The sequence below is a fragment of the Arthrobacter rhombi genome (genome assembly GCF_900163545.1).
In the GTDB taxonomy this organism is placed as follows: Bacteria; Actinomycetota; Actinomycetes; order Actinomycetales; family Micrococcaceae; genus Arthrobacter_H; species Arthrobacter_H rhombi_A.
In genome coordinates, this window is sequence record NZ_FUHW01000027.1 from 17317 (window position 1) to 42808 (window position 25492).

A 25492-nucleotide genomic window follows, 5' to 3' on the forward strand; every position below is an offset into this window, starting at 1 on the left:
GCTGATGCCAGAACACGGCAACGAAGAAGGGCACGACGGCGACGAACCGGTGCGCTTCACCGATAAGCGCAAGGTCGATCCCGAGACGGGCGAAGTGCGCGGCGCCGAAGGGCATGAGGAAGCGACCGCTGCAGCGGAAGGCGCCGAGTCCGAGGACGCGCTGGCCCAGGCCGAGCAGATCCTCAACGAGGCAGGCGAAGCGCAGGAGCAGCCCGAGGCGACGTCCGACGTCGAAGCGGAACTGCGTAACGACCTGCTGCGGCTGCAGGCCGAGTATGTGAACTACCGCAAGCGCGTGGAGCGCGACCGGGAGTCGGTTCGCGAACTCGCCGTCCAGTCGGTGCTGGTCAGCTTGCTCCCGGTGCTCGATGACCTCGACGCCGCTCGCAAGCACGGCGATCTCGAGGAAGGGCCGTTCGCGGCGGTGGCAAAGAAGATCGACGCCATCCTCGCGGGCCACGGCCTGACCCGGATCGAGGAAGTAGGAGTCGTCTTCGACCCCAACTTCCACGAAGCCCTGATGCAGCAGCCCAGCTCCGAGGTCCCCGAGGACCACGTGGCCCAGGTCCTGCGGATCGGCTACCAGAAGGGCGAGCGCGTCATCCGCGCAGCCCAGGTGGTTGTCTCCACCGGAGAATAAGCCACACCCCGGCCGTCCCACCCCAGGTGGGGCGGCCGGCACCCCATTAGCTTGAGAAACAACCAGGAAACAGGAGGCGCCCGATGGCCAGTCAGGATTGGGTCAATAAGGATTTCTACGCCACCCTCGGCGTCTCCAAGGACGCCAGCGAAGCCGATATCAAGAAGTCCTATCGCAAGATGGCACGCAAATACCACCCTGATACCAATCCCGGCGACGACGCCGCGGAAAAGAAGTTCAAGGACATCACCGAGGCAAATGCTGTGCTGTCCGACCCCGAGGAACGCGAACAGTACGACGCCATCCGGGCCATGGGCTCCGGCGCCCGCTTCACCTCGGGAGGCGCCGGCGGGCCGGCCGGCGGAGGTGCCGGCTTCGACGACGTCTTCGGCAACCTCTTCAATTCCGGAGGTGGGGGACGCCGCAGTGGCGGGTTCCCCGGCGGTGGGCAAGTTCCCCCGGAGTTTGCCGACCTTTTCGGTGGCGGAGGCTTCGGTGGATTCCAGCAGGCACCGCAGAAGGGCGCCGACCGGACCGCCTCCACCACCATTTCCTTCGCCGGTTCCATCCGCGGCACCAGCATCGGGCTGCGTGAACCTGATGGCGAAGTGATCGACGTGCGCATCCCCGCGGGCATCCGCGACGGCCAGAGCGTCAGGGTCCGCGGAAAGGGCCAGCGCAGTCCGGCAGGAAACGGCGATCTGTTGGTGAAGGTCTCGGTCAAACCACATGCCTTCTTCGCCCGCGAGGGCAATAACATCCGGATCCACCTCCCGGTGGGCTTCGCCGAGGCAGCCCTGGGGACCACGTTGGAGGTTCCCACGCTGACGGGGGAGACCGTGAAGATGAAGGTTCCCGCAGGAACCTCATCCGGGCGGACCCTGCGCCTGAAGGGGCGTGGCGTGAAGACGTCCAAGGCCACCGGCGACCTGCTGGTCACCCTCGAGGTCGTCGTTCCGCAGAAGCTCAACGCCGAGGCGCAGGAGGCCGTGAAGGCTTTCGCAGCAGCCACCAGCGACGCGAATCCGCGCGCAGAAATCGCCGCCAAGGCAGTACTCTAACGGCGGGAACCGAACGCGAAACACCCCGCGGAACCGAACACACCAGGAGGAGGCAAGCACATGGCAGTAGGCAAGGCACTGGCCATCAATGATCGTTTCATCCCGGTTTTCGTGATTTCCGTCGCGGCCGAACTGGCCGATATGCACCCGCAGACACTGCGCCAGTATGACCGGATGGGTCTGGTATCGCCCTCGCGGCAGCGCGGTAAGCAGCGTCGCTATTCAAAGCACGACGTCGAACTCCTGCGGGAGGTTCAGAGCCTCTCCAAGGCAGGGGTCTCCTTGGAAGGGATCCGGCGCGTCCTCGAACTTGAGAACCAAGTCGCGGCGTTGCGTTCCCGTGTAGCCGAGCTGAGCCAGGAACTGGCCGAAGCCGACCGTCGCTCCTCTGAACTGCAGCGCGTCTTTGCTGCAGGATCCGGTGGCGGTGACATCGTCACCCTCGCCCGGGGAGAACGCCCCCGGGCCCGCAGTCAGGCCGTCGTCATCTGGCGAGCCCAGGACTAGGCGGATCACCGATGGTCTCCGGAGGCCCGGCGACCGTTGCCGAGCTCATCACCCGGGCGGAGCGCGAGTTCGAGAACGCCAAGAGGCGACGTGACGGTTTCAACCAGGACCGTCGGGCAGCAGTGGATGGGGTCGCCCATGCCCTGCGAGCGACGTCCATGACCTCGCGTCTTCCCGCCAGACGTCTCCTCTTCCTCGACCTGGCAGGGCCCCATCCGCTGGCGGCCGTGGTGCTCGGGGACCCGGACCACGCCACCCACCTGACCTGGCAGATCTCCGGAGCCGGGATCCGCCCTGGAACGGCCATGTGGGGCACCGCCCGCGAAGCCGGCGAACTCTTGCTCCAACAGCGTGCCGCCGGTGCCGAACGCCCGGCAGTCATCGCGTGGCTTGGTTACCCGGCGCCGGGCCTGCTGAAGGCCCTCTCGGACCATGCGGCCCGGACGTGTGCGGCGCGTTTGGCCTACGATATCCGTCGCGTGGGGGAACTGCTTCCTCGCACCACCCATACGGCGATTGAAGCCCATTCCTACGGTGCAACGCTGGCCGCATATGCGCTCGCCCGGTTGGGCACCGGTGGGCACCGGCCCGCAACGGCGGGAACCCGGATCGACACGTTGGCGACCATCGGTTCCGCGGGCATTCCCGAGCGCCTGCTGCGGGACCCCTCATGTTTGGGCGTCCCACCGCACCGGAGGTATGAGGCGGTGGCCAGGAAAGATCTGCTGGCACGCTACGGCCGGATCCTGAGCGCTCGAACCACGGTTGCGGGGCTCCCGTTCGCGGTGGAGGGCCACCCGGAATCGGGGCTACAAGCCGTCACCGGGCATAACACCTCCCGCTTCGTGCCCGGAACGGACGATCCCGAATATGGTTATCGGGACCCCGGCACGCTCTCCCTGCACAATCTGGCGCGCATCCTCATCGGGGGGACCCCCGAGTTCGGCTAGCAGCCCCGGTAGCCCCTCAGCCGGCGTCGGGCTCCATGCGGTAGGCCAGATCGAAGACGAGGCGGCCGGCGGCGATGGCCTTGGCCTCGAAGCTGGTGCGGATTCGCCCCTCATAGCGCGGAGCCCAACCGCCGATGTCGTCCGTGAAATCCGGTTCGGGGTCGTGGCCTTCCAGCCCGTCGCGGCGGACCCGGGTGAGTGGGGAGTGCTCCCCGGCTTCTTCTCCGGGGTGGAGGGAGGAGAAATCCTGTGAGGCGTCGAGGATCGAACGCATCTGTTCGGCATACTGGGACCAGTCGGTGGCCAGCCGCCAGATACCGCCGGGGGCCAGCACACGGGAGGCCTTGGGCAGGAACGATTCCTTGATCAACCGACGTTTATGGTGCCGGGTCTTATGCCACGGGTCGGAAAAGAAGATCCAGAGTTCGTCCACGGAACCCGGCTCCAGCATGACGTCGAGGACCTCGGGGGCGTTCGCCTGCACGGCCCGCACATTGGTCAGGCCCTTCGCGTCGATCCGAGCCATGAGCTGGGCCAGACCCGGCAGGTAGACCTCCACGGCGAGAAAGTCCCGTTCGGGGTGTGCCTCCGCGGCTTCGGCGATGGCCTCGCCCAGGCCGGTGCCGATCTCCACGGTCAACGGGGCCTTGCGGCCGAAGGCCTCCTCGGCGTCGAAGCGAAAATCTTCGTGGACCGAGGTATCTGCATGATGGCGCGGAACCTGGATGACGTAATCTCCGGAAAGCCGGTCCCACGAGTCCTTGCGCTTGCCATGCAAACGGGAGCCGCGGCGGACGAAAGACACCGGATCGGTCCGGTAGAAGCGCAAATCGTCGGCGGCACGGCCGTTGACCGGGGGCTTGGGGGCTGCGGGATCATTCATTAGGTCAACGTTAGTCGTCGTCGCCCCCGGCGTCATGTCAGGGTCTTCCCGGATGGCGGCGTTGGCTGGTGACAGGCACACTGGAGACATGAACGGACCTCTTAACCTGATCCTGAACATCATCTGGCTCGTTTTCGGCGGCCTCTGGCTCGCTCTGGGCTACCTGATAGCCGGCGTCGTGTGCTGCCTGCTGATCGTGACCATCCCCTTCGGCCTGGCGTCCTTCAGAATTGCCAACTATGCGCTGTGGCCCTTCGGGCGCACCATCGTCGACCGGGGAGGACGAACCGGGTTCTTCTCCACCGTGGGTAACGTCGTCTGGATCCTGGTGGCAGGGATCTGGATTGCTCTGGGTCACGTGGTGACCGCGATCCCGATGTTCGTGAGCATCATCGGCATTCCGTTGGGCATCGCCAACCTCAAATTGATCCCCGTGTCCCTGGTCCCGTTGGGAAAGGTCATCGTCCCCTCGGGTTCACGTTTGCCGATGGGGCCGGCAGCCTGACCCACCACCGGTCAGGTGCCCATTAACTCGACGAAGCCCTCGAGGTCCAAAGAGCTTCCGTCTCGTCGGGCACGTCGAGTCCTTTTGGAATCCACCCTTACGGTATTGACTTTTGTGGCATAGTTATCGACCGACAGTGATGGCCCCCACAACGAGAGTTGATAGCAATACATGGACCGAATAGGTCAGATGGCAGTTGTATCGAGTCGGAGGACGGCGTGTAACGCGACCGCATTCCACGACTGTGGGAGCTGCCATGAACATTGAAATGCTCAAGAGCACCTGGGCGGATATGTCGCAGGCCGGCGATGAAGCCCCCTTGTACTTCTATTCCCACTTATTCATCACCCACCCGGAACTGCGCGAAATGTTCCCGGTTTCCATGGCCAGCCAGCGCGATAAGCTGTTCGGCGCCCTGGGCCATATCGTCAGCAATGTCGAAAAACTGGACTCGGACACGGGTTTCATCGAGGAACTGGGGCGCGATCACCGACGCTTCGCGGTGGAACCGGAGCACTACTCTGCGGTCGGCTCATCGTTGCTAGCAACTCTCAAACAGTTCCTGGGCAGCCAATGGACCGAAAGCGTCGCAGCGGATTGGTCGGCAGCCTACGGCCAGATCGCAAAGATCATGGTCATTGCCGCCGAGGACGCTGCTGACGATGCACCGCCGTGGTGGGATGCCGAGGTGGTCTCCGTTGATCGACGGAGCATCGACGTCACAGTCCTCCAAATGCGGACCTCGGTTGCCATGGACTACCGGCCCGGGCAATCCATGGCGATGGAACTGGGACGACTGCCACGTCTGTGGCGCTACGTGACACCTGCCAACCAGCCGCGCTCGGATGGCTTGGTGGAGCTCCATATCCAGCTGGTGCCCGGCGGACAGTTCAGCAGCACCGCGGTACGCAAAGTCCGCCCCGGTGACACCGCCCGACTGGGCGCTCCGATGGGTGACCAACTCACCCGTCCATTCAATGACAACGACCTGCTCATGGTTGCCGGGGGAACGGGGCTGGCCCCACTGGCTGCGGTCTTGGATGAAATCAACACACAGTGGAGGGCCGAAGGGGCCGGGCCGCGAGTCGACCTGTTCCACGGCGCCCGACTTCCGTGGAACCTCTACGATCATGACAAGCTCACCACGCTGACGGAAGAACCCTGGTTCACCTACCGGCCGGTCGTCTCGGACGACCCGACCTTCCATGGACTACGCGGTTTGGTGGGATCTGCCGTTGCCGCCGAAGGGTCATGGGCCGGGCGAACAGCCCTGATTTGTGGTTCGCCGCCCATGGTGGGGCATGCCGTGGCCCAATTGGGGGCTGCTGGGCTCGCCCCGGAGGACCTCCGCTACGAAACGTTCGCAACTCTTGATAAGAGTTCCTCGGCCATCGGCCAGACCGACGAAGAAGGATCCCGATAATGCCCTCTGCCCATGACACACAGCCAGTTCGCCCCCTGACGCCAGAAGCCGTTCGCGATGCCATGTTTCCGGCCGTGGAAGCCGGTGGACTCGACCCGGCGGCCATCAATTCCTTCCTCTCCGATGCCGCCCGGCAGATGGCGTCGGACCGTGAGGAAATTCTGACGCTTCGACGACGCGTCGAAGAAGACCACGGCCCAGCGATGGATGTGAGTGCCGAAACCGTGAACCTGCTGAGCCGGGCCCAGATCATCGCCGATCAGCACGTGAGCGAGGCCGAGCAGTATGCCCATGACCTCATCGACGGTGCTCGAAAGCAATATACGGAAATCCTGCAGAAAGCTGAAGAGAATGCGGGCGGTGCCGCTGCTCCGGCGGCCCCTGGTGTCCCGGGCTACAACGAGCCCGTTCCGGAAATCGAGTACGTCCGCACCTACACGCGGGTGGCCCAGGTCCAGCTGCGCTCCGTGATTGACGCCTTGGCCGAGCAGGTGGATCAGTTGGGCCATTTGCCGCAGTTCGGTGCTAGTGCCGCGAATTCACCGGCGAACGGGGGTCACTGAGCCAGCCGAAGTGGCCCTCGGCTCCGGGACTTCGCCCCAGGAATAATCCATCCCAAAACATAGTTGAGTCAGGTAGACTCAAGTTTGAAACGAGGATGGACCTCCCAGGAAAGGATCCACATGGACGCGAAATTCACCACCAAGAGCCAGGAAGCCCTCTCAGCTGCCGGCATGAACGCCTCCACCGCAGGTAACGCCCAGGTCGAACCGGCTCACCTGCTCAAGGCACTCATGGACGACCGCGGATCATTGGCTGTTGAGTTACTGAAGAAGGCAGGGGTCGACCCGGATTCGGTTTCCGTGGCTGCCAGCGGGGCGATCCGTGATCTGCCCGCTTCCTCCGGCAGCACCGTCGCCCAAGCCCAATACTCGAGGTCCTTCCTGCAGGTCATCAACGCCGCCACCACGGCTGCCTCCGACTTGGGCTTCAGCCGCGTTTCTGCAGAGCACCTGCTACTGGGGTTGGCAGCCGACGCAGGGAAAACGGGGGAGATCCTGCGTTCGGCAGGGGCCTCCGAGCAGTCACTGAAGGCAGCGGTAGAGGGACTGCGCGGGGATCACCCTCGCGATACGGAAGACCCCGAAAGCACCTTTGAGGCCCTCGAGAAGTTCGGCACCGACCTGACGGCCATCGCCCGCTCGGGCAAACTCGACCCGGTGATCGGCCGTGACGCCGAAATCCGCCGCCTCGTTCAGGTGCTCTCCCGCCGGACGAAGAACAACCCGGTGCTCATTGGCGACCCGGGAGTCGGCAAAACGGCTGTCGTCGAAGGACTGGCCCAGCGGATGATCGCCGGTGACGTCCCCGAATCGTTGCGCGGAAAGACCCTCATTGCCCTGGACCTGGGGTCCATGGTCGCCGGGGCCAAATACCGTGGCGAGTTCGAGGAACGGCTCAAGGCGGTACTGGAGGAGATCCGTGATTCCGATGGGCAGATCGTCACGTTCATCGATGAGATCCACACCGTGGTCGGTGCCGGCGCCTCCGAGGGCGCCATGGATGCCGGCAACATGCTCAAACCGATGTTGGCCCGCGGGGAACTGCGGCTGATCGGTGCCACCACCTTGGATGAGTACCGGCAGAACATCGAGAAGGATCCTGCCCTGGAACGCCGCTTCGCCCAGGTGTATGTCGGCGAGCCCAGCGTCGACGACACCATCGGTATCCTGCGCGGCCTCAAGGAACGCTACGAGGCGCACCATAAGGTCGAGATCGCCGATTCGGCCCTGGTGGCCGCGGCCACCCTGTCCAACCGGTACATTTCAGGACGGCAGCTGCCGGATAAGGCCATCGACCTGGTCGACGAGGCCGCTTCCCGTCTGCGGATGGAGATTGATTCGGCTCCCGAAGAAATCGATGAACTGCGTCGGGTGGTGGACCGGATGACCATGGAGGAGCTCGCCCTCAAGGGCGAAAGTGATCCCGCCTCACGGGAGCGACTCGAGGCCCTCAGGGCGGATATGGCCGACCGGCGGGAACGACTCGATGCCCTGAACGCACGGTGGGAAGCCGAAAAGGCGGGCCTCAACCGTGTCGGTGACCTCAAGGTCCAGCTCGATGAGCTGCGTTCACGGGCTGAACGCATCCAACGTGAAGGTGACCTGGAGAAGGCATCGCGCCTGTTGTACGGAGAGATTCCCGAGCTGCAGCGTCAACTCGATGCCGCCCAGGCCGAAGAAGCCGAGGGGGCTCACGAAGAGACGATGGTCTCCGACGAGGTCACCGCCGATGACATCGCCGACGTGATCTCCGCCTGGACCGGGATCCCCGCGGGGCGCATGCTCCAGGGGGAAAGCCAGAAACTGTTGGATATGGAGTCCCTGCTTGGGCAACGACTGATCGGCCAGGGCAGCGCGGTCACCGCGGTCTCCGACGCAGTGCGCCGTTCCCGGGCCGGGATCGCCGACCCCGACCGGCCGACCGGATCGTTCCTGTTCCTGGGGCCCACCGGTGTGGGCAAGACAGAACTGGCCAAGGCGCTTGCGGACTTCCTCTTCGACGACGAACACGCCATGGTGCGTATCGACATGTCCGAATATTCGGAAAAGCATTCGGTCTCCCGGCTCGTTGGAGCCCCTCCGGGATATGTCGGCTACGAGGAAGGCGGACAACTCACCGAAGCGGTCCGTCGTCGGCCGTACTCGGTGATCCTGCTGGATGAGGTCGAGAAGGCCCACCCTGAGGTCTTTGACATCCTCCTGCAGGTCCTCGACGATGGGCGCTTGACCGATGGGCAGGGGCGCACGGTGGACTTCCGGAATACCATTCTGGTGCTCACCTCCAACCTAGGTTCCCAGTTCTTGGTCGATCCCCACCTGGCGGACGACGCCAAGAGGGAAGCGGTCATGAACATTGTGAACACCTCTTTCAAGCCTGAATTCCTGAACCGCCTCGATGACGTCATCCTCTTCGACCCGCTCTCGCTCGAGCAGCTGGGCCGGATCGTGGAAATCCAGGTGGCAACCCTGAGCCGTCGACTTGCTGAGCGTCGACTGACACTGCGGGTCAACGACGAAGCGAGGCAATGGCTGGCCAAAACCGGTTACGACCCCGCCTACGGGGCGCGGCCCCTGCGCCGGCTGGTCCAACGCGAAATCGGGGACCGGTTGGCCAAATCGGTGCTCTCGGGAGAAATCGTCGACGGGGACACCGTCGACGTCCAGCTGGATGCCGATCAGGGCGCGCTAACGATCCATCGGTCCGCAGGGCCTGAAGGACCCACCGCCAGTTAGGTTGTGGTCGTTTCGGGGGCCGGGAGGAGCGAAACCGTCGTCGTTCCGTCCTCCAAGGCGAGGAAGCAGGCGACGCTGCGATCCCCGGCCTCCCACGTTCCTGCCGAGGGCCGGCTGAAGGCATAATTCCAGGTGCCTTCCAGCGCCGCGGCAGGATCGAGCTTGATGGCCCGGCAGGCCTCTTCGGCTTTTGAGGTCACGCGTGGATCGCCGGGGAAGGGGACGTCATCAAGGGTCTCAAGGCCAATGAGCTGGGCCGCATGCGGCGTCGAGCAGGTGACGATCGTCGCCGGTTCCAGGGGGGAACTGAACTCGGTCAGGCAATCGCCGACCTCGAATTGGGTGGCGGGGGCCATCTCCGCAATGATCCCGTCGATACCCGGGGAGCTGTTCCGCGGCACGCTCGTCGCCGGTTCCGGGGTCGGCTGCATGACATGAACCAAGCGGGTGATGCCGAAGATCAGGATCAGGATGATGCCGATGGAACCGATCACTAACCACACGGGAGCGACCCCGAACCGGTGGGAGGCCTGAGTCTGAGCCGACCGTGCGGGTTGGTAACCCTGCGGATGCTGATCAGGGGGCTGCTCCACGGGCGCTCCCTTCAGGACGAGTGCGGCGATGAGAGTATTACCACCTACTCTAACCGGCGCTTATGACCCGCTGAGACGGCACCCGACTGGGAAACATGTTAACCTTGGAATACGAAAGAAACAGCCACATTCTCCGGGGCCTTCCTCCTTGAAGCGAGGGACCACCTCCGGATCTAGCGATAAAGGGGGTCACGCCATGGGGCGCGGCCGTCAGAAGGCAAAAGCGACACGACAGGCCAGGGATATTAAGTACTATTCCCCGGCCACTGATTTGTCTGCCCTGCAACGCGAGCTGGGACAAGGCCGCGGTCATGGAGCAGGCTCCTCTTCGCATGCCGACGATTCCTACGACGCGGATTACGCGGAGTATGCGGACAGGTATTCCAGCGATGACGACGAGGGCGAATCCCGTCGGATCGGCTGACCACGGCATCTTTTCGGTGCGGTGGCGATAAGTTCCACCCGATACGGTGCACTGACGCCGGACGACACAGCAATGTCGTCCGCGTATTCTTTTGTGCCCAAACGTCAGGATGATGCCCATGGAACTACCCATCGCCAACGCCCACCAGGCGGCCATTCGTTCCATTGAACGGGTCGTTGCCGAGTCGATGCCACCGCATGACCCCGACGTGGCACGCCGCGGTATCACCGAGATGCTCGATGGCGGATCCGTCCTGGCCCTGACCGGGGCCGGGATCTCCACCGACTCGGGGATTCCCGACTACCGTGGTCCGAACGGCTCCCTGCGATCACATCGGCCGATGACCTTCCAGGAGTTCAAACACGACCCCGGTGCCCGCCAACGCTATTGGGCCCGCAGCTTCGTGGGATGGCGCAGGATGTCCGTCTCGGAGCCCAACGAGGGGCACCGGCTGGTGGCAGCACTGCAGCACGCAGGATTCCTCAACGGGGTCGTGACCCAGAACGTTGACGGCCTGCACCGTCGCGCCGGATCCACCGACGTTCTGCCGTTGCACGGAGACCTCGACGAAGTGAAGTGCCTGAACTGCGGCGTCGTGGAAAACCGAGTCAATTTAGACCGACGTCTGGTCGAAGCCAACCCCGGATACCTCGAACGCATCGTCGTGGACCCCGGGTCCGTGAACCCCGATGGCGATATCACCCTCTCCGAGGAACAGATTTCCGACTTCACCATGGTCGGTTGCCTGGCCTGCGGAAGCATCGAGCTCAAACCCGACGTCGTCTACTTCGGGGAGAACGTCCCGGCCCAGCGCAAGGCCACCCTGAAAGGCCTCGAGGAGAGCTCCGGTGGACTTCTGGTCATCGGGTCGAGCCTGGCGGTCATGAGTGGCTATAAATTAGTGCTCAACGCCGTTGCCGCAGGCCGCCCGGTAGGCATCATCAATGGGGGCCCCAGCCGTGGGGATTCCAAGGCCGATTGGAGATGGCGGACCAGGGTCACCCCTGCCTTGCAGGAACTGACACAGGCACTGGGGATCGAAGGACCGCATACGGCCACTGGCGCCTCTCGGCTGGCTGATCCGCTGGACTGAAGACCAACGCCAACCGCCGCGCCCCCTGGCCGGGAACGCGGCGGTTGGCCTCAGGGGCGAATCAGCTCGCGTAGTTGCCGTGCATCAGTACGGCCCCGCCGTCCACGCCCTTGGCGCCCTGAACGAAGTCCACGCCGGCGCCCGCGGCTTCATCGGTGACGGTCCCGACAGTTCCGGCAACCCAGGACGGGACGCCACGTTCGTTCAAACGGGTCACGGCGGCATCCGCCGAGGCGCCATCGACGATGGCGATCATGCCCACGCCGAGGTTCAGCGTGCGCTCGATATCGGACTGCGGGACACCCCCCAGCTCGCTGATCAGGGTGAACACCGCAGGCAGTGACCAGGTCGAGCGGTCCACGGAAGCCATGAGCCCCTGCGGCAGGACCCGGGCCAGGTTCGCCGCCAGACCGCCACCGGTGACATGGCTGAAACCGTGCAGGGCCATGGTGCTGCCGGTATTGAGCTGGTCCATCAGGTCAAGGCAGTCCGCCGTGTAGATGCGGGTCGGGACCAGAAGTTCCTCGCCAAGCGTGCGCCCGAATTCGGGGACATCGCGTTCCAGCGCCCAGCCGGCATGATTGATGACGCTACGGACCAAGGAATAACCATTGGAATGGATGCCGGAAGAGGCCATCGCGATGACCGCGTCACCCTCGCGCACCCGTTCCGGGCCGAGCAGGGCGTCGGCCTCCACCGCACCGGTTGCAGCACCGGCGATATCGTAGTCGTGCTCACCGAGCAGGCCAGGGTGTTCGGCGGTCTCCCCGCCGACGAGGGCGGTATCGGCCAGCGAGCAGCCCTCGGCGATGCCACGGACGATGTCGGCAATGCGTTCGGGAACAACCTTGCCGCAAGCGATGTAGTCGGTCATGAACAGCGGCTTGGCCCCGACCACGACGATGTCATCGACGACCATGCCCACGAGGTCCTGGCCGATGGTGTGGTGGATGTCCATGGCCTGGGCGATCGCGACCTTGGTTCCGACGCCGTCCGTGGAAGTAGCCAGCAGCGGCCTCTGATAGGAGCGCAGGGCGCTGGCATCGAAAAGGCCGGCGAAACCGCCCACCCCACCGATGACCGAATCATTATGGGTGGCCTTGATGGCGTCCTTCATGAGTTCGACGGCGCGGTCGCCGGCCTCGACGTCGACGCCGGCTGCTGCGTAGGTGATGCCTGCGGATCCGGGGTGGGAGGAAGTCATTCTGTGGGCGTCCTTTACTGGGAGCTCGGGGTCTTGTCTGCGGGGGTGAGGGTGTTCTCGAACTCTGCGTCAGGGCCTGGATCGCAGCCGTTGCTGCCGGCGTTGGGGCTTTCGAGCAGGTTCTTGCCCAGGTGTTGCGGATCGGGCAGCGGGATCGGGTAGTCCCCCGAGAAGCAGGCGGTACACAGGCGTTCGCGCGGCTGCTTGGTGGAGGCGATCATCCCGTCCTGCGAAATGTAGGAGAGGGAATCGGCGCCGACCGACGTGGTGATCTCCTCGATGGTGGCTCCGTTGGCGATCAGTTCGGCCCGGGAAGCAAAGTCGATGCCGTAGAAGCAGGGCCATTTGATGGGTGGGGAGGAGATCCTGACATGGATTTCCGCGGCGCCAGCCTCCCGAAGCATCCGCACCACCGCCCGCTGGGTATTGCCGCGCACGATCGAATCGTCGATCACGATGACGCGTTTGCCCCGGATGACCGGTTCGAGGGCATTGAGTTTGAGCTTGATACCCAGTTGCCGCAACGTCTGTGAGGGTTGGATGAAAGTCCTGCCGACATAGGCGTTTTTCACGAAGCCGTGGGCGAAGGGGATGCCCGATTCCTCGGCGTAGCCGATGGCCGCCGGGGTGCCCGATTCCGGGACGGGAATGACGATATCTGCTTCGGTGATGTTCTCACGGGCCAGTTGGCGTCCCATATCCACCCGGGACTCGTAGACCGAGCGGCCGTTGATCGCGGCGTCGGGGCGGGCCAGATAGACGTATTCGAAAACGCAGCCGGCGGGGGTCGCGGGGGCGAAACGTTGGGAGCGGATGCCCTCTTCGTCGATGGCAATGAATTCGCCGGGTTCGATCTCTCGGATGAAGCTGGCGCCGACGGTGGCCAGACCTGCTTGTTCGGAGGCGATCACCCAGCCGCGAGAGAGCCGACCGAGAACCAGCGGACGGACCCCGTGAGGATCACGGGCCGCATACAACGTGCCTTCGGTCATGAAGACCAGGCTGAAGGCGCCCTGGAGTTTGGGCAGCAGGTCCAAGGCAGTCTGCTCGAAACTGGTTCCTTCCTCGCCCCGCAGTAACGCGGTGACCAGGGCCGTGTCGGTGGTATTGCCCTGGGCGAGTTCGCCACGGAACTTCGAGCCCTGTTCGGCCACGACCAATTCCATTAATTCTGCGGAGTTGATCAGGTTTCCGTTATGGCCGAGGGCTACCGTGCCATCGGCGGTGGCACCCAAGGTGGGCTGGGCGTTGGCCCAATGGTTGGAGCCGGTCGTCGAATAGCGGCAGTGCCCGATGGCGATGTGCCCGCTCATCGAATTCAGGGTGTTCTCATCGAAGACCTGAGACACCAACCCCATGTCCTTGTACACGTTGATCCGTTGGCCATCCGAGGTAGCGATGCCTGCGGATTCCTGACCGCGATGTTGCAGGGCATAGAGGCCGTAGTAGGCGAGCTTCGCCACGTCCTCGCCGGGGGCCCAGACACCAAAGACCCCGCATTCGTCCTGCGGGCCCTTCTCGTCGGCCAAAAGATCATGTGAAAGCATTCCGTCACCACGCACCATGGTCATCATTCTTGCACGTTGTGGGTGACCTGCAGGTCTTGGAGCTGCTACTTTGACGCGCTCCCGTCATCCATGGGGACCGCACGTGCCCGGGTGGTACGCCGACGCAGAATGGCGTCGACGGCCAGGTAGCCGATGCAGCCGAGCATGACCCCCGCCAGTCCAAAGACGACGGCGAAGAAACCGAACACCGAGCCACGGGTGAATTCGGCCCCCGGATCCCCGGCCAATGCGGTGAATAAAGCAGCAAGGATGCCGACGGCCGCCCCGACGCCGACGAAGGGCCAGAACTTGGGCGAACTGGACACCACGACCTCCACGGATTCGGAGGCTGAACTGCTGTCGCGGTCGGGTGGAAGGGGCGCGGAACGGGGTGAATCCATGCCTTAAAGGATACCGAAGAGTGGGAGATGTTCGGACAGGTCGGCCCGGAGCCCCGAAGCCGAAAGCGAACCGGCGGCCACCGCTTCGGACCAACCGAGTTCACCGGTGGCCAACGGCAGCCAGATCGTGGCATCGAGTTCGATCACATTCGGTGGGGTGCCTCGGGTGTGGCGGGGGCCTGCCACACACTGGGCGACCCCGAAGGGTGGAACCCTGACTTCCACCGAGTTGCCTTCGGCCCGTTCGGAAAGTTCCTCCAGGGCATAACGTACGGCCATGGCAATCGTCGGACGGGGAAGGGCTGCCCGTGCCTCATGGTCGGCCTGCCGCCACGCGGCCACCGCAGCGAGCCCCTGTTCGGCGGGAATCCGTCGTCGTACAGCCATGCCCTTAATCCAACAGATCCAACACCGGTTTGGCGACACGGATGCGGCCCACCGGCCGGCCACCGCCCAAGACCGGCTTGTTGATTTTCTCGAGGACCGCGGTCAGCGCATCGATCTCGAGGGCGTCAACGGAGGCCAGCAGGGTCAGACCGACCAGCGTGGCGGCTCGGGAGTTGCCGTCGCGGATCTTCAAGGCGCAGGAGACCCCTTCAGGGGTACCCAGGATCAGCACGCCCTCGGCCCCGAGCTTGGAGATGATGCCCAGATCCTCCATGACCACCGTGTTCTCCTCACCGTGTCCGTGCACGGCCCAGGGGTAGTCGAGCATGGCGGTGGCGATCGTCGTCGCCCGGGCGTCGGAGGACTTATGTCCGGGGGAGCGGGACAACCTCCCGGTGGCAGAGGCCAGACCCCTGAGGGAAATTGCCGGAACCGGGGCCCCGCAACCGTCGACCGCCAGATGGGTGATCTTCTCCCCGGCGTAGTCCTCCACGACTTCGACGACCCGCCGTTGCAGTGGATGTTCCGGGTCCAGATAGGTGGTGGTGTCCCAGCCGTTCTCGGTACAAGCCCAGAGGAAGGCAGCATGTTTGCCGGAACAGTTGAAGGCTAGTCGGGAGGGGGACCCACCGGAACGGATGGAGTCCATGCGGGTGGCTTCATGTCGGGGCCATGCAGTGGGGCATTGCAGATCTGCTTCGGAGAGTCCTGCCTTGGCCAGCATCGACGCCGCCAGTTCCTGGTGCTCGGTGCTGCCCACGTGGCTGGCGCAGGCCAAGGCGACCTCCGCGCCGCGTAAGGGGACGCCCGATTGCATGGAGGCCAGCGCCTGAAAGGGCTTAAGCGAAGAGCGTGGATACATCGGGGCGTCGATATCGCCCAGCGCATGCAGGACCGCCCCGTCGGCTCCGAGGACGACGGCCGTACCTGCGTGGCGCGACTCGACGAGGCCGCTGCGGTCGATGACGGCCAGATCGGCGAAGTCGGGGTGGGTCTGTGGCATGCCCCTAGTGTATTCGCCGTTCCGCTGATCCGGCTCAGGCGGCGGAGGCCGCGCGGCCCAGAACAGCGACCACGAAATTGGTGTCACCGGGGTACGGGCGTAGATCCCAGCTGGAGAACAAACCGTCCACGGTGAATCCAGCGGCCAGCGCATCGGATTGGAAGACCTCCGGGTCGTACCCTCGATCCGTGCCACAGCCGATGACGGCGCGGCCTCCGTCCACCAGCAGTGAATGGAAGCCCTGCAACACCGCTGGTGCCGTCCCCGGCGCGAGGAACGCCATGACGTTGCCGGCGCAGACCACCAGATCGAAGGTGGCTTCCTCCGCCGACAGTGTGGATTCGGAGAGGTCGCCGACCCTCCAGTCCTGTTCCGGGAAGGCGGCCTTCGCCGCCGCGAGCAGCACCGGGTCGGCATCCACACCGACGACCTGGTGACCGCGCCGTCCCAGTTCCCCGCCCACACGTCCCGGGCCGCACCCGGCGTCCAGGATCTTGCTTCCCCGCGGGAGCATGGCGTCAATCAGACGCGCTTCACCGTCGAGGTCGGCCCCTTCGGCGCGTAGGGACTCGAAACGTTCGATATAGGACCGTGAATGTCCAGGATTTTCCTTGCACTGGGCTTCCCAGAGGGTTTCTTTACGCACACCGACCACCCTACTCAAGCCGAGTGCCTCCCGCCCCGGTAGGCTAGGGGATCGTGAAGGTACTCGTCATTGGCCCGGGCGGCCGCGAACACGCCATTATTCGTTCCCTCCTCAACGATCCATTCGTCACCGAGGTCCATGCGGCCCCGGGAAACGCCGGCATAGCCGCCGACGTTCAGGCCCACGCCGTCGATGCGCAGAACCCGGAGGCAGTCCTTGCGCTGGCCCGGGAACTGCAATCCTCCCTGGTGATCGTCGGACCGGAAGCCCCGTTGGCAGCCGGTGTCGCCGATGCCCTGACGGCGGCCAATATCCCGGTCTTCGGCCCCTCCCAGGCAGCAGCCCAGTTGGAGGCATCCAAGGCGTTCGCCAAGGAAATCATGGCCATCGCCGGTGTCCCGACCGCGATGGCCCGGGTCGCCACCGATGCCGTCAGCGCGGCCGACGCCCTGGACGCCTTCGGGGCACCCTACGTGGTGAAGGACGATGGTCTGGCCGCGGGCAAGGGGGTCGTGGTCACCGGGGATCGCGAGGAAGCCTTGGCCCATGCGGCCGAATGCTTCGCCGCCGGCGGCAGTGTCGTCATCGAAGAATTCCTGGACGGCCCCGAGGTCTCCCTCTTCGTCCTTTCCGATGGGCGTCACGCCGTTCCGCTGGCACCTGCCCAGGACTTCAAACGCATCTTCGACGACGACCAAGGCCCGAACACCGGGGGCATGGGCGCCTATAGTCCGCTGGAATGGCTCCCCGAGGGGTTCGTCGACGACGTCATGGAACGGGTGGCCGGACCGACCATCAACGCCATGGCAGACCGCGGCACCCCGTTCACCGGTGTCCTGTACTGCGGGCTGGCACTGACCCGTCGTGGCATCAGGGTCATTGAATTCAACGCACGGTTCGGGGATCCCGAAACGCAGGCCGTCCTGGCCCGGCTCAAGACCCCGCTGGGCTCACTTCTACTGGCGGCGGCCCAGGGCACCCTGGACGACGTCGAACCGCTCACCTGGCGCCCGGAAACAGCGGTTGGCGTCGTGGTGGCGTCGGCCCATTACCCGGATGCCCCGGTGACTGGGGACGTCATTACCGGGCTCGACGAAGCAGCAGCCCTTGAGGGGGTCAGCGTCCTGCACGCAGGAACTGCCGTGAACGACGCCGGCGCCACCATTTCCGCTGGGGGCAGGGTCCTCGCGGTCGTTGGTTTGGGGAAGAGCCTGTCCTCGGCACGGGAGCGGGCCTACGCGGGAATCGCCAAGATCGGCCTCGCGGGAAGCCAGCATCGAACCGATATTGCCCTGCGGGCAGAACAAGGAAAAATCATCGTCGAACCGGAAGGCCACTGATGACCGGCTTCACCACCGAGATCCTGGAACTACCGGGATGGGATCACCTGTATTCGGGCAAGGTCCGCGACCTGTACACCCCCGCAGGAATCTCTCCCGAGGAGGCCGATCGGGTGCTGGTGGTCGCCAGTGACCGTATCAGCGCCTATGACTTCGTTTTGGACACCCCGATCCCCGATAAGGGAAAGGTCCTCACCCAGCTGAGCCTGTGGTGGTTCGACCAACTCGACGGGTTCGCCAACCATGTCATCTCCACCGCGGTGCCCGAAGCCGTTGCCGGCCGGGCCATGGTGTGCCGGAAACTGCAGATGTACCCGATCGAATGTATTGCCCGCGGCTACCTGACCGGCTCGGGGCTGACGGAGTACCGGGGGAACCGGACCGTGTGTTCACTTCCATTACCCGAAGGGCTGGTCGATGGTTCGGCGCTGGAGCCGGCGATCTTCACCCCCTCGGCGAAGGCGGAGGTGGGCGAACACGACGAGAACATCACCTTCGACGAGGTCGTCGAACGGGTCGGAGCCGAAGTGGCCGGGCAGCTGCGTGATCTGACCCTGGGTATTTATACCCGGGCCGAAACGATTGCTCGTGAACGCGGCATCATTCTGGCCGACACCAAGGTCGAATTCGGCCTGGATCCGGCCACCGGGGCCATTACCCTCGGCGATGAGGTGCTGACCCCCGATTCCTCACGCTTCTGGGATGCCCAGACCTATGTTCCGGGGCAGGCCCAGCCATCCTTCGATAAACAGTTCGTCCGCGACTGGCTCGTCTCCGATGCCTCGGGCTGGGACCGCACCAGCGCCGTCCCCCCACCGCCACTACCCCAGCAGGTCGTCGAGCGCACCAGGGCCCGTTATATCGAAGCCTACGAACGACTCACCGGGAACACCTTCACGGCCTGACCGGCGGAGGTTTCTGCCACCGCGGCCGAACGTGGGGCGCGAAGAACCTCCCGCCCCACGCGTGGGGTTCCTAGCGTCGTGAAGCGCGGATCTCTGTCGCCAATTCGATCGCCAGCGAGGCGCGGTCCGGGGAACCGGCCAAGGCAAAGGCCTGCTGGGCGCGGGCGAGGTGGTCGATGGCCTCGGTTCCGTTGCCCATGCCCACCATGCAGCGGGCCGTGAGCAGGTCGATTTCTCCCTGGAGGTGCTGGGAGAGGATCTCCCGGTCCTTTTCGACGGGCGCGAGTTCCTCGAGCGCCTGCTCGGGTTGGCCGTTCAGGTGCAGCCAGCGGGCGCGGATCAGACCCAATTCCAGGGCTTCGGCAGGATTGCCGCCGATGACACTGATCGCCAGCTCGGCCTTTTCGATGCACTCCAACGTCTCGGGTTCAACCACACCGGCAGTCAACCGCATCGACGCCGAGGCCTTATTGAAGCGGGCCCACTGTTCGATATCGCTGGCAGGCAGCAGTCGCTGGGCAGCTAATTGGTGGTTGCTCAGGCCCGAGACGATGTCCTGGCGTTTGAAGGCCACATTGCCGATCGCCCAGTAGGCGTTGCCTGCCGTCTGGCTGGGGGCACCTTCGGCCACCGCCTCGGCCAATGCTTCACAACTGGTCCAGGCGGCGTCGAGCTGCCCGGATTCGGCCAGGGAAGCGATCAGCGAGAACAGTGCGCCGATGTAGATCAGCGAGTCCCCGGGCAGATTCTTCCCCAGGTCGACGGCGGTGATCGCATGCTCGACGGCGATATGCAGTTTCCCCAGTCCCAGGTAGGCATTGGCGACCAGGGTTTCAGCCCGCACCTTCAACGCGAGCGACTCGTCCGTCAGCGGGTGGTTCAGGACCTCTTCGGCGGTCGTGCGGTATTCATCATGGCGGCCCTGGTCCCGTAGCGCCTCGGCGCGCAGGAACATCATGTTCCACCAGGCACTCGAATTCTTGAGCCGCAGCGCCACCAACGCCGCTTCGGCGGCCGTCTCTCCGGCGTCGGAATATTCGCGAGCTGTGAACGACTGGCGGGCCCGGTGCTCTAACAGGACGAATTCCGCCTCATCGGCCGAGACCGGGGTGTTCCACGAATCCATGAGTTCGCGGTCCAAATTCAGTCGGGCGGATAGCTCGGTGATGATATCTGCGGTCGGTTCACGACTTCCTGTCTCCAAAAGAGAAATATAACTCGTGGAGTATTTACCGTGTCCGAGCTGGGCCTGGGTCAACTTCATCTGCTGGCGAGCATGGCGGAGCTTTTCGCCGAATTTGATTCCCATGGAAACCCCTTAGAACGAACTGGAAGTGAATATTTCTCTGTTATTCGAAAAGGTCTAGTAGCAAACCTTGACGAAACATGTTCCTTCCAATTTACAATGAATGTTAAGTGATGCGCCACTCACTGAGGTATATATCGAAGAATTCGTGGCGACCCACACAAGGAGAAGACATTGAAGAAGCTTGTTGCAGCGCTCGCGGCCACGGCCGCCCTGGCGGCCGGTTCGGTCCTGGCTGTCGGAGACTGGCCCCACGCCACCCCGAACGTCGGCGACTGGCCGCATTCCTCTGTAGCAGTTGGTGATTGGCCACATGCCACGATCAACGTCGGCGATTGGCCGCACGCAACGATCAATGTGGGTGACTGGCCGCACTCGGCAGTTGCCGTGGGCAATTGGCCGCATTCAAAGATCAATGTGGGTGACTGGCCGCACTCAACGATCAATGTTGGTAACTGGCCGCACGCAGCCGTCTCCTGATCCCGGCGTTCCGCTGGGAACACCGCAGGAGCATTGATGTCAGAAGGAAATGGTCCGGCCCCTTGGGGGGCCGGACCATTTGCGTGCCTGCCGGAGGCTAGTTCAGGCTTTGCTGCCAGGCGTGATGCAAGGCAGCGAAGCGTCCACCGGCTTGCACCAACTCGGTGGGGCTGCCGTCCTCGACGATTCGCCCGTCATGGACCACCAGAACCCGGTCGGCAATCTCCACGGTGGACAGCCGGTGGGCGATGATCAGGGCCGTCCGTTGGCCCAACAGGGTCTGCAGCCCGCGCTGGACCAGCCGTTCGCTGGGGATGTCCAGGGACGAGGTGGCCTCGTCCAGGATGAGGACTGCCGGGTCGGCCAGGAAGGCCCGGGCGAAGGAGATGAGCTGACGTTGGCCCGCCGAGACCCGGCCCCCGCGTTTATTCACGTCGGTGTCGTAGCCGTCGGGGAGGGATTTGATGAATTCATCGGCCCCCACGGCCCGTGCCGCCAGAATGATCTCGTCGACGGATGCCCCCGGCTTACCTAAGGCGATGTTTTCGGCGACGGTGCCCGAGAACAGGAACGCCTCCTGGGTCACCATGACCACTGCCCGGCGCAGGTCCTCGTTGGCCAGGTGACTCAGTTCGACGCCGTCCAGGGTCAAGGAGCCGTGGGATAGATCGTAGAACCGGGCAATGAGCTTGGCCAGGGTCGACTTTCCGGCACCGGTCTGGCCCACCACGGCAACGGTCTGGCCGGCGGGGATGTCGAGGTCGAAGCGTTCCATGACCACCGGCCCGTCCCCGTAGCCGAAGACCGCCTGACGGAACTCGATATGCCCGGTGGGATCCTCCAACGGCAGCGGATCCTCGGGGTCGACGACGGTGGGCTCTTCCTCGAGCAGGCCGGAAACCTTTTCCAGGGCAGCCGTGGCGGCTTGCAGCGAGTTGTAGAACATGGCGATCTGGTCCACGGGCTGGAAGACCCGCTTCCCGGCCAGCAGCAGGCCGATGAGTGTCCCGACGTCCAGGGTCCCCTCGAGGACGCGGAAGCCGCCAAAGAGCAGCAGTGCGGCCACCGTCAGGTTGCCGATCAGGACCAGGGACGGTTGCAGGACACCGAAGAGGTTGATGGAGCGGATGGAGTTGTCGCGGTAGTCGTGGGCGACTGCGCGGTAGCTTTCGTTGTTATCACGTTCCCTCCGGAAGGCCTTGACCGCACGAATTCCGGTCATCGTCTCCACGAAGGAGGTGATCAGCCGGGCTGAGAAGACGCGGGACTCGCGGTAGACCAGCTCGGAACGCTTCTGGTACCACCTGAAGATGACCGAAATGGGGATCAGTGCGCAGAGAATGATCAGCCCCGAACGCCAATCCAACAAGAAAATGCTGACGGCGGTGAAGGTGATGAACACGATGCCGGAGGCCAATTCCGAAATGCCCTGGTCCAGCAGCTCCCGTAGGGTCTCCAGATCGGAGGTCTGCCGGGAAATGATCCGTCCCGAGGTGTACTTCTCGTGGAATTCCAGGCTCAGTAGCTGGGTGTGCCGGAAGACGCGCATCCGCAGGGTGAGCAGCATGGCCTGGCTGACCTTGGCCGTGCAGAGGTTGTACCAACCCAACAGCAGCCCTGCGAGGAGTCCGGACACGATGTAGAGCCCTCCCGTCAGCGCGAAGGGGGTGGTGTTGCCGTCCATCAGTTGAGGCAGCGCCCAGGAGATGGACCACGCGACAATAAGCGGGAAGGAGGCGCGGGCCAGGTTGGAGACGACGACCAGGACCACGGTGAGGGCCAGCAGGGGTTTTTGGGTGGCCGCCAACTGTTTGAGCAGGGCCCAGGAACGGGACCTGACCCGGGCCCGGTCCTCGCGCCCGAGCAGAATCTGGTCTTCGTTCTCGACGCCGCGTGTGCCGCTCATGCTTCGGATCCCTTTCCGGTTTTGGTCTGCAGGACGTCCTCCACCGTGGGTGGGTCATCGAGGCTGGCGATCACGTAGCGGTAGTGGTCGCTGCGGCTCAGGAGTTCGGTGTGGGTGCCGACGTCGTCGATCCGTCCATCGCGGAGCAGCGCGACCCGGTCGGCGAGCATCACCGTCGAGGGGCGGTGGGCCACGATGAGGGTCGTCATATCGGCGACCACCGCGCGCAGGCGCTCGGTCACTGCCTCCTCGGTGCGCACGTCCAGGGCCGACAACGGGTCATCCAGGACCAGGACGCGGGGTTTGGCGGCAATGGCCCGGGCCAGGGCGATCCGTTGCCGTTGGCCCCCCGAGAGGGAGAGGCCTTCCTCGCCGATGACCGTGTCGACGCCGTCCTCGAGATCGTGTGCAAAATGGGCTTGGGCGACATCCAGCGCCTCCTCCAGGGCGGTTCGCGGGGCCGTCCCGGCGGGAATTGAGGCACCCAGGAGAATGTTTTCCGAGATCGACGAGGAAAATAGGGTGGTGTCTTCGAAGGCGACCGATACGGCAGTGCGCAACTCCTCGAGATCGTAGTGACGCACATCCACATCGTCGATGGCCACGCTGCCGCCTGAGGTTTCGTACAGCCGGGGAATCAGTTGCAGCAAGGTCGACTTGCCACTGCCGGTGGTCCCGACCAGGGCCATGGTTTCTCCCGGTTCGACCTCCAAGTCGACCCCGGCCAGGACCGGTGCGGTCCCGGGGCGGGCGTCGGGGTAGCTGAAGGAGACGTTGCGCAGGCTCAACCGCCCCTCGGGGCTGGCCGGGCGGGCCGGTGTGGTGGGGGAGTCGATGCTGTTGAGGGTATCCATGACGTCGAAGTGGCGGTCCAGGGCGGTCTTCGTCGTCAGGGTCATGCCCAACAGCATGCCGATGCCTTCCACGGGGGCGGCCAGGACGGCAGCGGTGGCGAAGAAGGTCGTCAGATCGCCGACGTCGAGTTCGCCTTGGGCTGTCAGCCAGATGCCGACCAGCAGGCCCACGCCGAGGGTCACTTCGGGGATGGAGACCACGAACATCAGGAAACCGGAAAGCGTACGCGCCTTGTTAATTTCGGTGTCCCGTAGTCGTCTGGCCCGGACGCCGAATCCTTCCAGGGCCTCGCTGCCACGGCCGAAGGCCTTGATGACCCGGATGCCATGGACTGATTCCTCCACGTTGGTGGCCAGGTCACCTGCCTGGTCCTGGCTGAGCCGGCTGGCGATGCGGAAAACGTTGCGGAAGTAGAAGGCGCGGATGGTGATCGGGATGGCCCCGATCAGATAAATCGTCCCCAACAGCCAGCTACTGGTGAACATCAGCGTCAGGCCCACCAGGACGGTCACGGTGGAGACGATGAGCATGATCGAGCCGAAGGCCAGCCAGCGGCGCAGCAGCCCGAGGTCGGCCATGGAGCGCGAGAGCAGCTGGCCGGAGCCCCATTTGTCATGGAAGGCCACGGGGAGTCGTTGCAGGTGCTGGTACATCCCCACGCGCAGGTTCGTTTCGATGCGTGCCGCCGGGGTGATCACGAAGATCCGCCGGAAGAAGACCAGTACCGCCTCGGCCAGCCCCAGCAAGGCGACGATGCCGACACTGAACCAGACGTCGGCTGTTGAGCCGCCGGCGTGCAGCACGGACTTGACCATCTGGCCCAGAACCTGCGGGATCGTTAGGGCCACGACGCCTGCTCCGAGCGCGCAGAGGAATCCCGCGAAAAGGCGGGGAGCGAAGGGGCGGATTTGTGGGCCGAGTCGGCTCACGGTTTGCCAGAACGACGCCGGGGCGTCGGGCTGTTGCTGACTATTCTGGTGTTGCACCACGGAGGGCGTCCTCGATCTGTTGTGTTTGCCTACAGCAATCAAAGACAGCGTACAACCACCGGTTGGGTTTCATCAATCAGCGAGGTGGTGTGCTCCCACGAGGCGGCGGTTTATTGACCGGGCAGGACCCGGCAGAGGAATTTCGATGGCGTTTCGGCGACCGTTGGGGGCGCGGGTCAGTCGCGTGCGGTCAGCGTCAACAAGACGGCTTCCGGCGGGCAAGCAATCCGAATCGGAGCGAACCTCGAGGTGCCGATGCCCGCCGAGACCTCCAAGGGGACGGTCTTGCCCCGGTGCTCCCATTCGGTGAGACCGCGGGCGCGCCACGTCGGCAAATCGCAGTTGCTCACCAGTGCTCCATAACCGGGAAGACAGATCTGTCCACCATGGGTGTGCCCGGCGAAAATAATATCCGCTCCGGAGTCCGTGAACTGGTCCAAAACCCGCTGGTAGGGGGCATGGGTTACGGCAATGCGTACGTGGGGCGCTTCGCCAGCGGTGGAGGAGCCGCGGGGCCACCCAGCGAATTTCTCGAGTTTCAGGTGGGGGTCGTCCACCCCCGAGAAGTCCAGTCGGACCCCGTTCACGGGCTTGGAAATGGCCCGGTTGGTCAAATTGGTCCAACCGGCTGCGCCGAAGCCGGCATGCATCTGCTGCCAAGGCAACGCGTATTTGGCCAGGTTGCGTGACTTGTCGCGGGCACCGGTGAGGTAGCGCAGCGGGTTCTTTGGACGCGGCCCGTAATAGCAGTTGGATCCCGGGACGAACACCCCGTGGAAGGCCATCAGCGGTCGGAGGGCTTCCAGAAGTTCGGGGACGGCCTGGCGGTGGCTGAGGTTGTCCCCGGTGTTGACCACCAGGTCGGGGTTCAGCCCGGCCAAGGATTCGAGCCAGCGTTTCTTGGCGTCCTGGCCCGGCACCATGTGGATATCTGAGAGGTGGAGGACCCGCAGGTCAGGCATCCCCGGGGGAAGGAGGGCCACCGTCTCATGGCGGATGCTGAACGCGTTGCGCTCCAGTAGCCCGTAGCCGATGGCCAGCCCGCCCAGCGAGACGCCGATGCCGGCCGCGGCCCCCACGAAGGGCGCCGCTCGTTTGACGGCCTGCGTGATGTCCTGTGTTGCGCCCATGGCGTGGGAGCCCTCCCT

The 25492-nt window shown here is 64.4% G+C and carries 25 protein-coding genes; 13 read left to right on the top strand and 12 right to left on the bottom strand.

All coding sequences use genetic code 11. From position 1 onward, the window contains the following. The first annotated feature begins 4 nt into the window (after positions 1-4). From FM101_RS07435 to FM101_RS07450, 4 genes are all read left to right on the top strand, one after another. A complete protein-coding gene (locus FM101_RS07435; protein WP_086997718.1) occupies positions 5-640 on the top strand; it encodes a nucleotide exchange factor GrpE in 636 nt (211 codons plus the stop codon). Between the two features lie 83 nt (positions 641-723). Beyond that, a complete protein-coding gene (locus tag FM101_RS07440) occupies positions 724-1701 on the top strand; it encodes a DnaJ C-terminal domain-containing protein (protein WP_086997722.1) in 978 nt (325 codons plus the stop codon). A 60-nt stretch (positions 1702-1761) separates the two neighbouring features. After that, positions 1762-2208 carry a heat shock protein transcriptional repressor HspR gene (locus FM101_RS07445; RefSeq protein WP_086997725.1) on the top strand — a complete coding sequence of 149 codons (447 nt, stop codon included), beginning with the start codon at positions 1762-1764 and terminating at the stop codon, positions 2206-2208. An 11-nt stretch (positions 2209-2219) separates the two neighbouring features. Further along, positions 2220-3158, top strand: coding sequence for an alpha/beta hydrolase (locus FM101_RS07450; protein WP_086997730.1), 939 nt, complete (start codon positions 2220-2222; stop codon positions 3156-3158). Between the two features lie 16 nt (positions 3159-3174). On the opposite strand, the gene trmB is transcribed toward FM101_RS07450, so the two are convergent. Next, a complete protein-coding gene (gene trmB / locus FM101_RS07455; RefSeq protein ID WP_086997733.1) occupies positions 3175-4041 on the bottom strand; it encodes a tRNA (guanosine(46)-N7)-methyltransferase TrmB in 867 nt (288 codons plus the stop codon). Positions 4042-4129: 88 nt separating this feature from the next. Here trmB and FM101_RS07460 point away from each other — a divergent pair, with 88 nt between their 5' ends. The 4 genes from FM101_RS07460 (at position 4130) to clpB (ending at position 9265) form a co-directional block, all read left to right on the top strand. Beyond that, positions 4130-4546 (top strand): YccF domain-containing protein, encoded by a 417-nt coding sequence (locus FM101_RS07460; RefSeq protein WP_086997736.1) that lies wholly within the window; start codon positions 4130-4132, stop codon positions 4544-4546. 256 nt (positions 4547-4802) lie between these two features. Beyond that, positions 4803-5969, top strand: coding sequence for a globin domain-containing protein (locus FM101_RS07465; protein WP_086997739.1), 1167 nt, complete (start codon positions 4803-4805; stop codon positions 5967-5969). Beyond that, entirely contained in the window at positions 5969-6532 is a 564-nt protein-coding gene (locus FM101_RS07470) for a hypothetical protein (RefSeq protein WP_086997743.1), read from the top strand. Before FM101_RS07465 ends, FM101_RS07470 begins: the two co-directional genes overlap by 1 nt. Positions 6533-6652: 120 nt before the next feature. After that, positions 6653-9265 carry an ATP-dependent chaperone ClpB gene (clpB, locus tag FM101_RS07475; RefSeq protein WP_086997746.1) on the top strand — a complete coding sequence of 871 codons (2613 nt, stop codon included), beginning with the start codon at positions 6653-6655 and terminating at the stop codon, positions 9263-9265. Here the strand turns inward: clpB and FM101_RS07480 are convergent. Next, the gene (locus FM101_RS07480; RefSeq protein ID WP_096223390.1) at positions 9262-9858 is read right to left on the bottom strand and encodes a septum formation family protein; all 597 of its coding nucleotides are present in this window, start codon (positions 9856-9858) and stop codon (positions 9262-9264) included. The genes clpB and FM101_RS07480 overlap by 4 nt on opposite strands. A 196-nt stretch (positions 9859-10054) precedes the next feature. Between FM101_RS07480 and FM101_RS07485 the strand changes: the two genes are divergently transcribed. After that, positions 10055-10282 (top strand): DUF3073 domain-containing protein, encoded by a 228-nt coding sequence (locus FM101_RS07485; protein ID WP_086997752.1) that lies wholly within the window; start codon positions 10055-10057, stop codon positions 10280-10282. A 109-nt stretch (positions 10283-10391) separates the two neighbouring features. Continuing rightward, positions 10392-11375 (top strand): Sir2 family NAD-dependent protein deacetylase, encoded by a 984-nt coding sequence (locus FM101_RS07490; protein WP_198962396.1) that lies wholly within the window; start codon positions 10392-10394, stop codon positions 11373-11375. A gap of 61 nt (positions 11376-11436) precedes the next feature. On the opposite strand, the gene purM is transcribed toward FM101_RS07490, so the two are convergent. From purM to FM101_RS07520, 6 genes are read right to left on the bottom strand one after another with little or no spacing between them, the layout of a single operon-like run. Further along, positions 11437-12579, bottom strand: a complete 1143-nt coding sequence (gene purM, locus FM101_RS07495) for a phosphoribosylformylglycinamidine cyclo-ligase (protein WP_086997759.1) — start codon at positions 12577-12579, stop codon at positions 11437-11439. A 14-nt stretch (positions 12580-12593) separates the two neighbouring features. Next, the gene (gene purF, locus FM101_RS07500) at positions 12594-14144 is read right to left on the bottom strand and encodes an amidophosphoribosyltransferase (RefSeq protein ID WP_086998007.1); all 1551 of its coding nucleotides are present in this window, start codon (positions 14142-14144) and stop codon (positions 12594-12596) included. A 47-nt stretch (positions 14145-14191) separates the two neighbouring features. After that, positions 14192-14527 carry a hypothetical protein gene (locus tag FM101_RS07505; RefSeq protein WP_241895331.1) on the bottom strand — a complete coding sequence of 112 codons (336 nt, stop codon included), beginning with the start codon at positions 14525-14527 and terminating at the stop codon, positions 14192-14194. Positions 14528-14530: 3 nt separating this feature from the next. After that, a complete protein-coding gene (locus tag FM101_RS07510) occupies positions 14531-14914 on the bottom strand; it encodes a sterol carrier family protein (protein WP_086997763.1) in 384 nt (127 codons plus the stop codon). Positions 14915-14918: 4 nt separating this feature from the next. Further along, positions 14919-15917, bottom strand: a complete 999-nt coding sequence (locus FM101_RS07515) for an asparaginase (RefSeq protein ID WP_086997765.1) — start codon at positions 15915-15917, stop codon at positions 14919-14921. Positions 15918-15951: 34 nt separating this feature from the next. After that, positions 15952-16563, bottom strand: coding sequence for a class I SAM-dependent methyltransferase (locus FM101_RS07520; RefSeq protein ID WP_086998012.1), 612 nt, complete (start codon positions 16561-16563; stop codon positions 15952-15954). A 53-nt stretch (positions 16564-16616) separates the two neighbouring features. Here FM101_RS07520 and purD point away from each other — a divergent pair, with 53 nt between their 5' ends. Then, positions 16617-17903, top strand: a complete 1287-nt coding sequence (gene purD / locus FM101_RS07525; protein ID WP_086997768.1) for a phosphoribosylamine--glycine ligase — start codon at positions 16617-16619, stop codon at positions 17901-17903. Beyond that, positions 17903-18808, top strand: a complete 906-nt coding sequence (locus FM101_RS07530; protein ID WP_086997771.1) for a phosphoribosylaminoimidazolesuccinocarboxamide synthase — start codon at positions 17903-17905, stop codon at positions 18806-18808. Before purD ends, FM101_RS07530 begins: the two co-directional genes overlap by 1 nt. 70 nt (positions 18809-18878) lie before the next feature. On the opposite strand, the gene FM101_RS07535 is transcribed toward FM101_RS07530, so the two are convergent. Next, positions 18879-20117, bottom strand: a complete 1239-nt coding sequence (locus FM101_RS07535; RefSeq protein ID WP_086997773.1) for a helix-turn-helix domain-containing protein — start codon at positions 20115-20117, stop codon at positions 18879-18881. A 171-nt stretch (positions 20118-20288) separates the two neighbouring features. On the opposite strand from FM101_RS07535, the gene FM101_RS07540 reads away from it, so the two are divergent. Next, complete coding sequence (locus FM101_RS07540; RefSeq protein WP_086997775.1) at positions 20289-20594, top strand: hypothetical protein; 306 nt, start codon at positions 20289-20291, stop codon at positions 20592-20594. A gap of 97 nt (positions 20595-20691) precedes the next feature. On the opposite strand, the gene FM101_RS07545 is transcribed toward FM101_RS07540, so the two are convergent. The 3 genes from FM101_RS07545 to FM101_RS07555 all read right to left on the bottom strand — a co-directional run bounded on the left by FM101_RS07545 (position 20692) and on the right by FM101_RS07555 (position 25474). Continuing rightward, positions 20692-22500 (bottom strand): ABC transporter ATP-binding protein, encoded by a 1809-nt coding sequence (locus FM101_RS07545; protein WP_086997778.1) that lies wholly within the window; start codon positions 22498-22500, stop codon positions 20692-20694. Next, positions 22497-24344 carry an ABC transporter ATP-binding protein gene (locus FM101_RS07550; protein ID WP_241895330.1) on the bottom strand — a complete coding sequence of 616 codons (1848 nt, stop codon included), beginning with the start codon at positions 24342-24344 and terminating at the stop codon, positions 22497-22499. The genes FM101_RS07545 and FM101_RS07550 overlap by 4 nt, the downstream gene beginning before the upstream one ends. Positions 24345-24520: 176 nt before the next feature. Further along, complete coding sequence (locus FM101_RS07555; protein WP_086997781.1) at positions 24521-25474, bottom strand: metallophosphoesterase; 954 nt, start codon at positions 25472-25474, stop codon at positions 24521-24523. Positions 25475-25492: the final 18 nt, after the last annotated feature.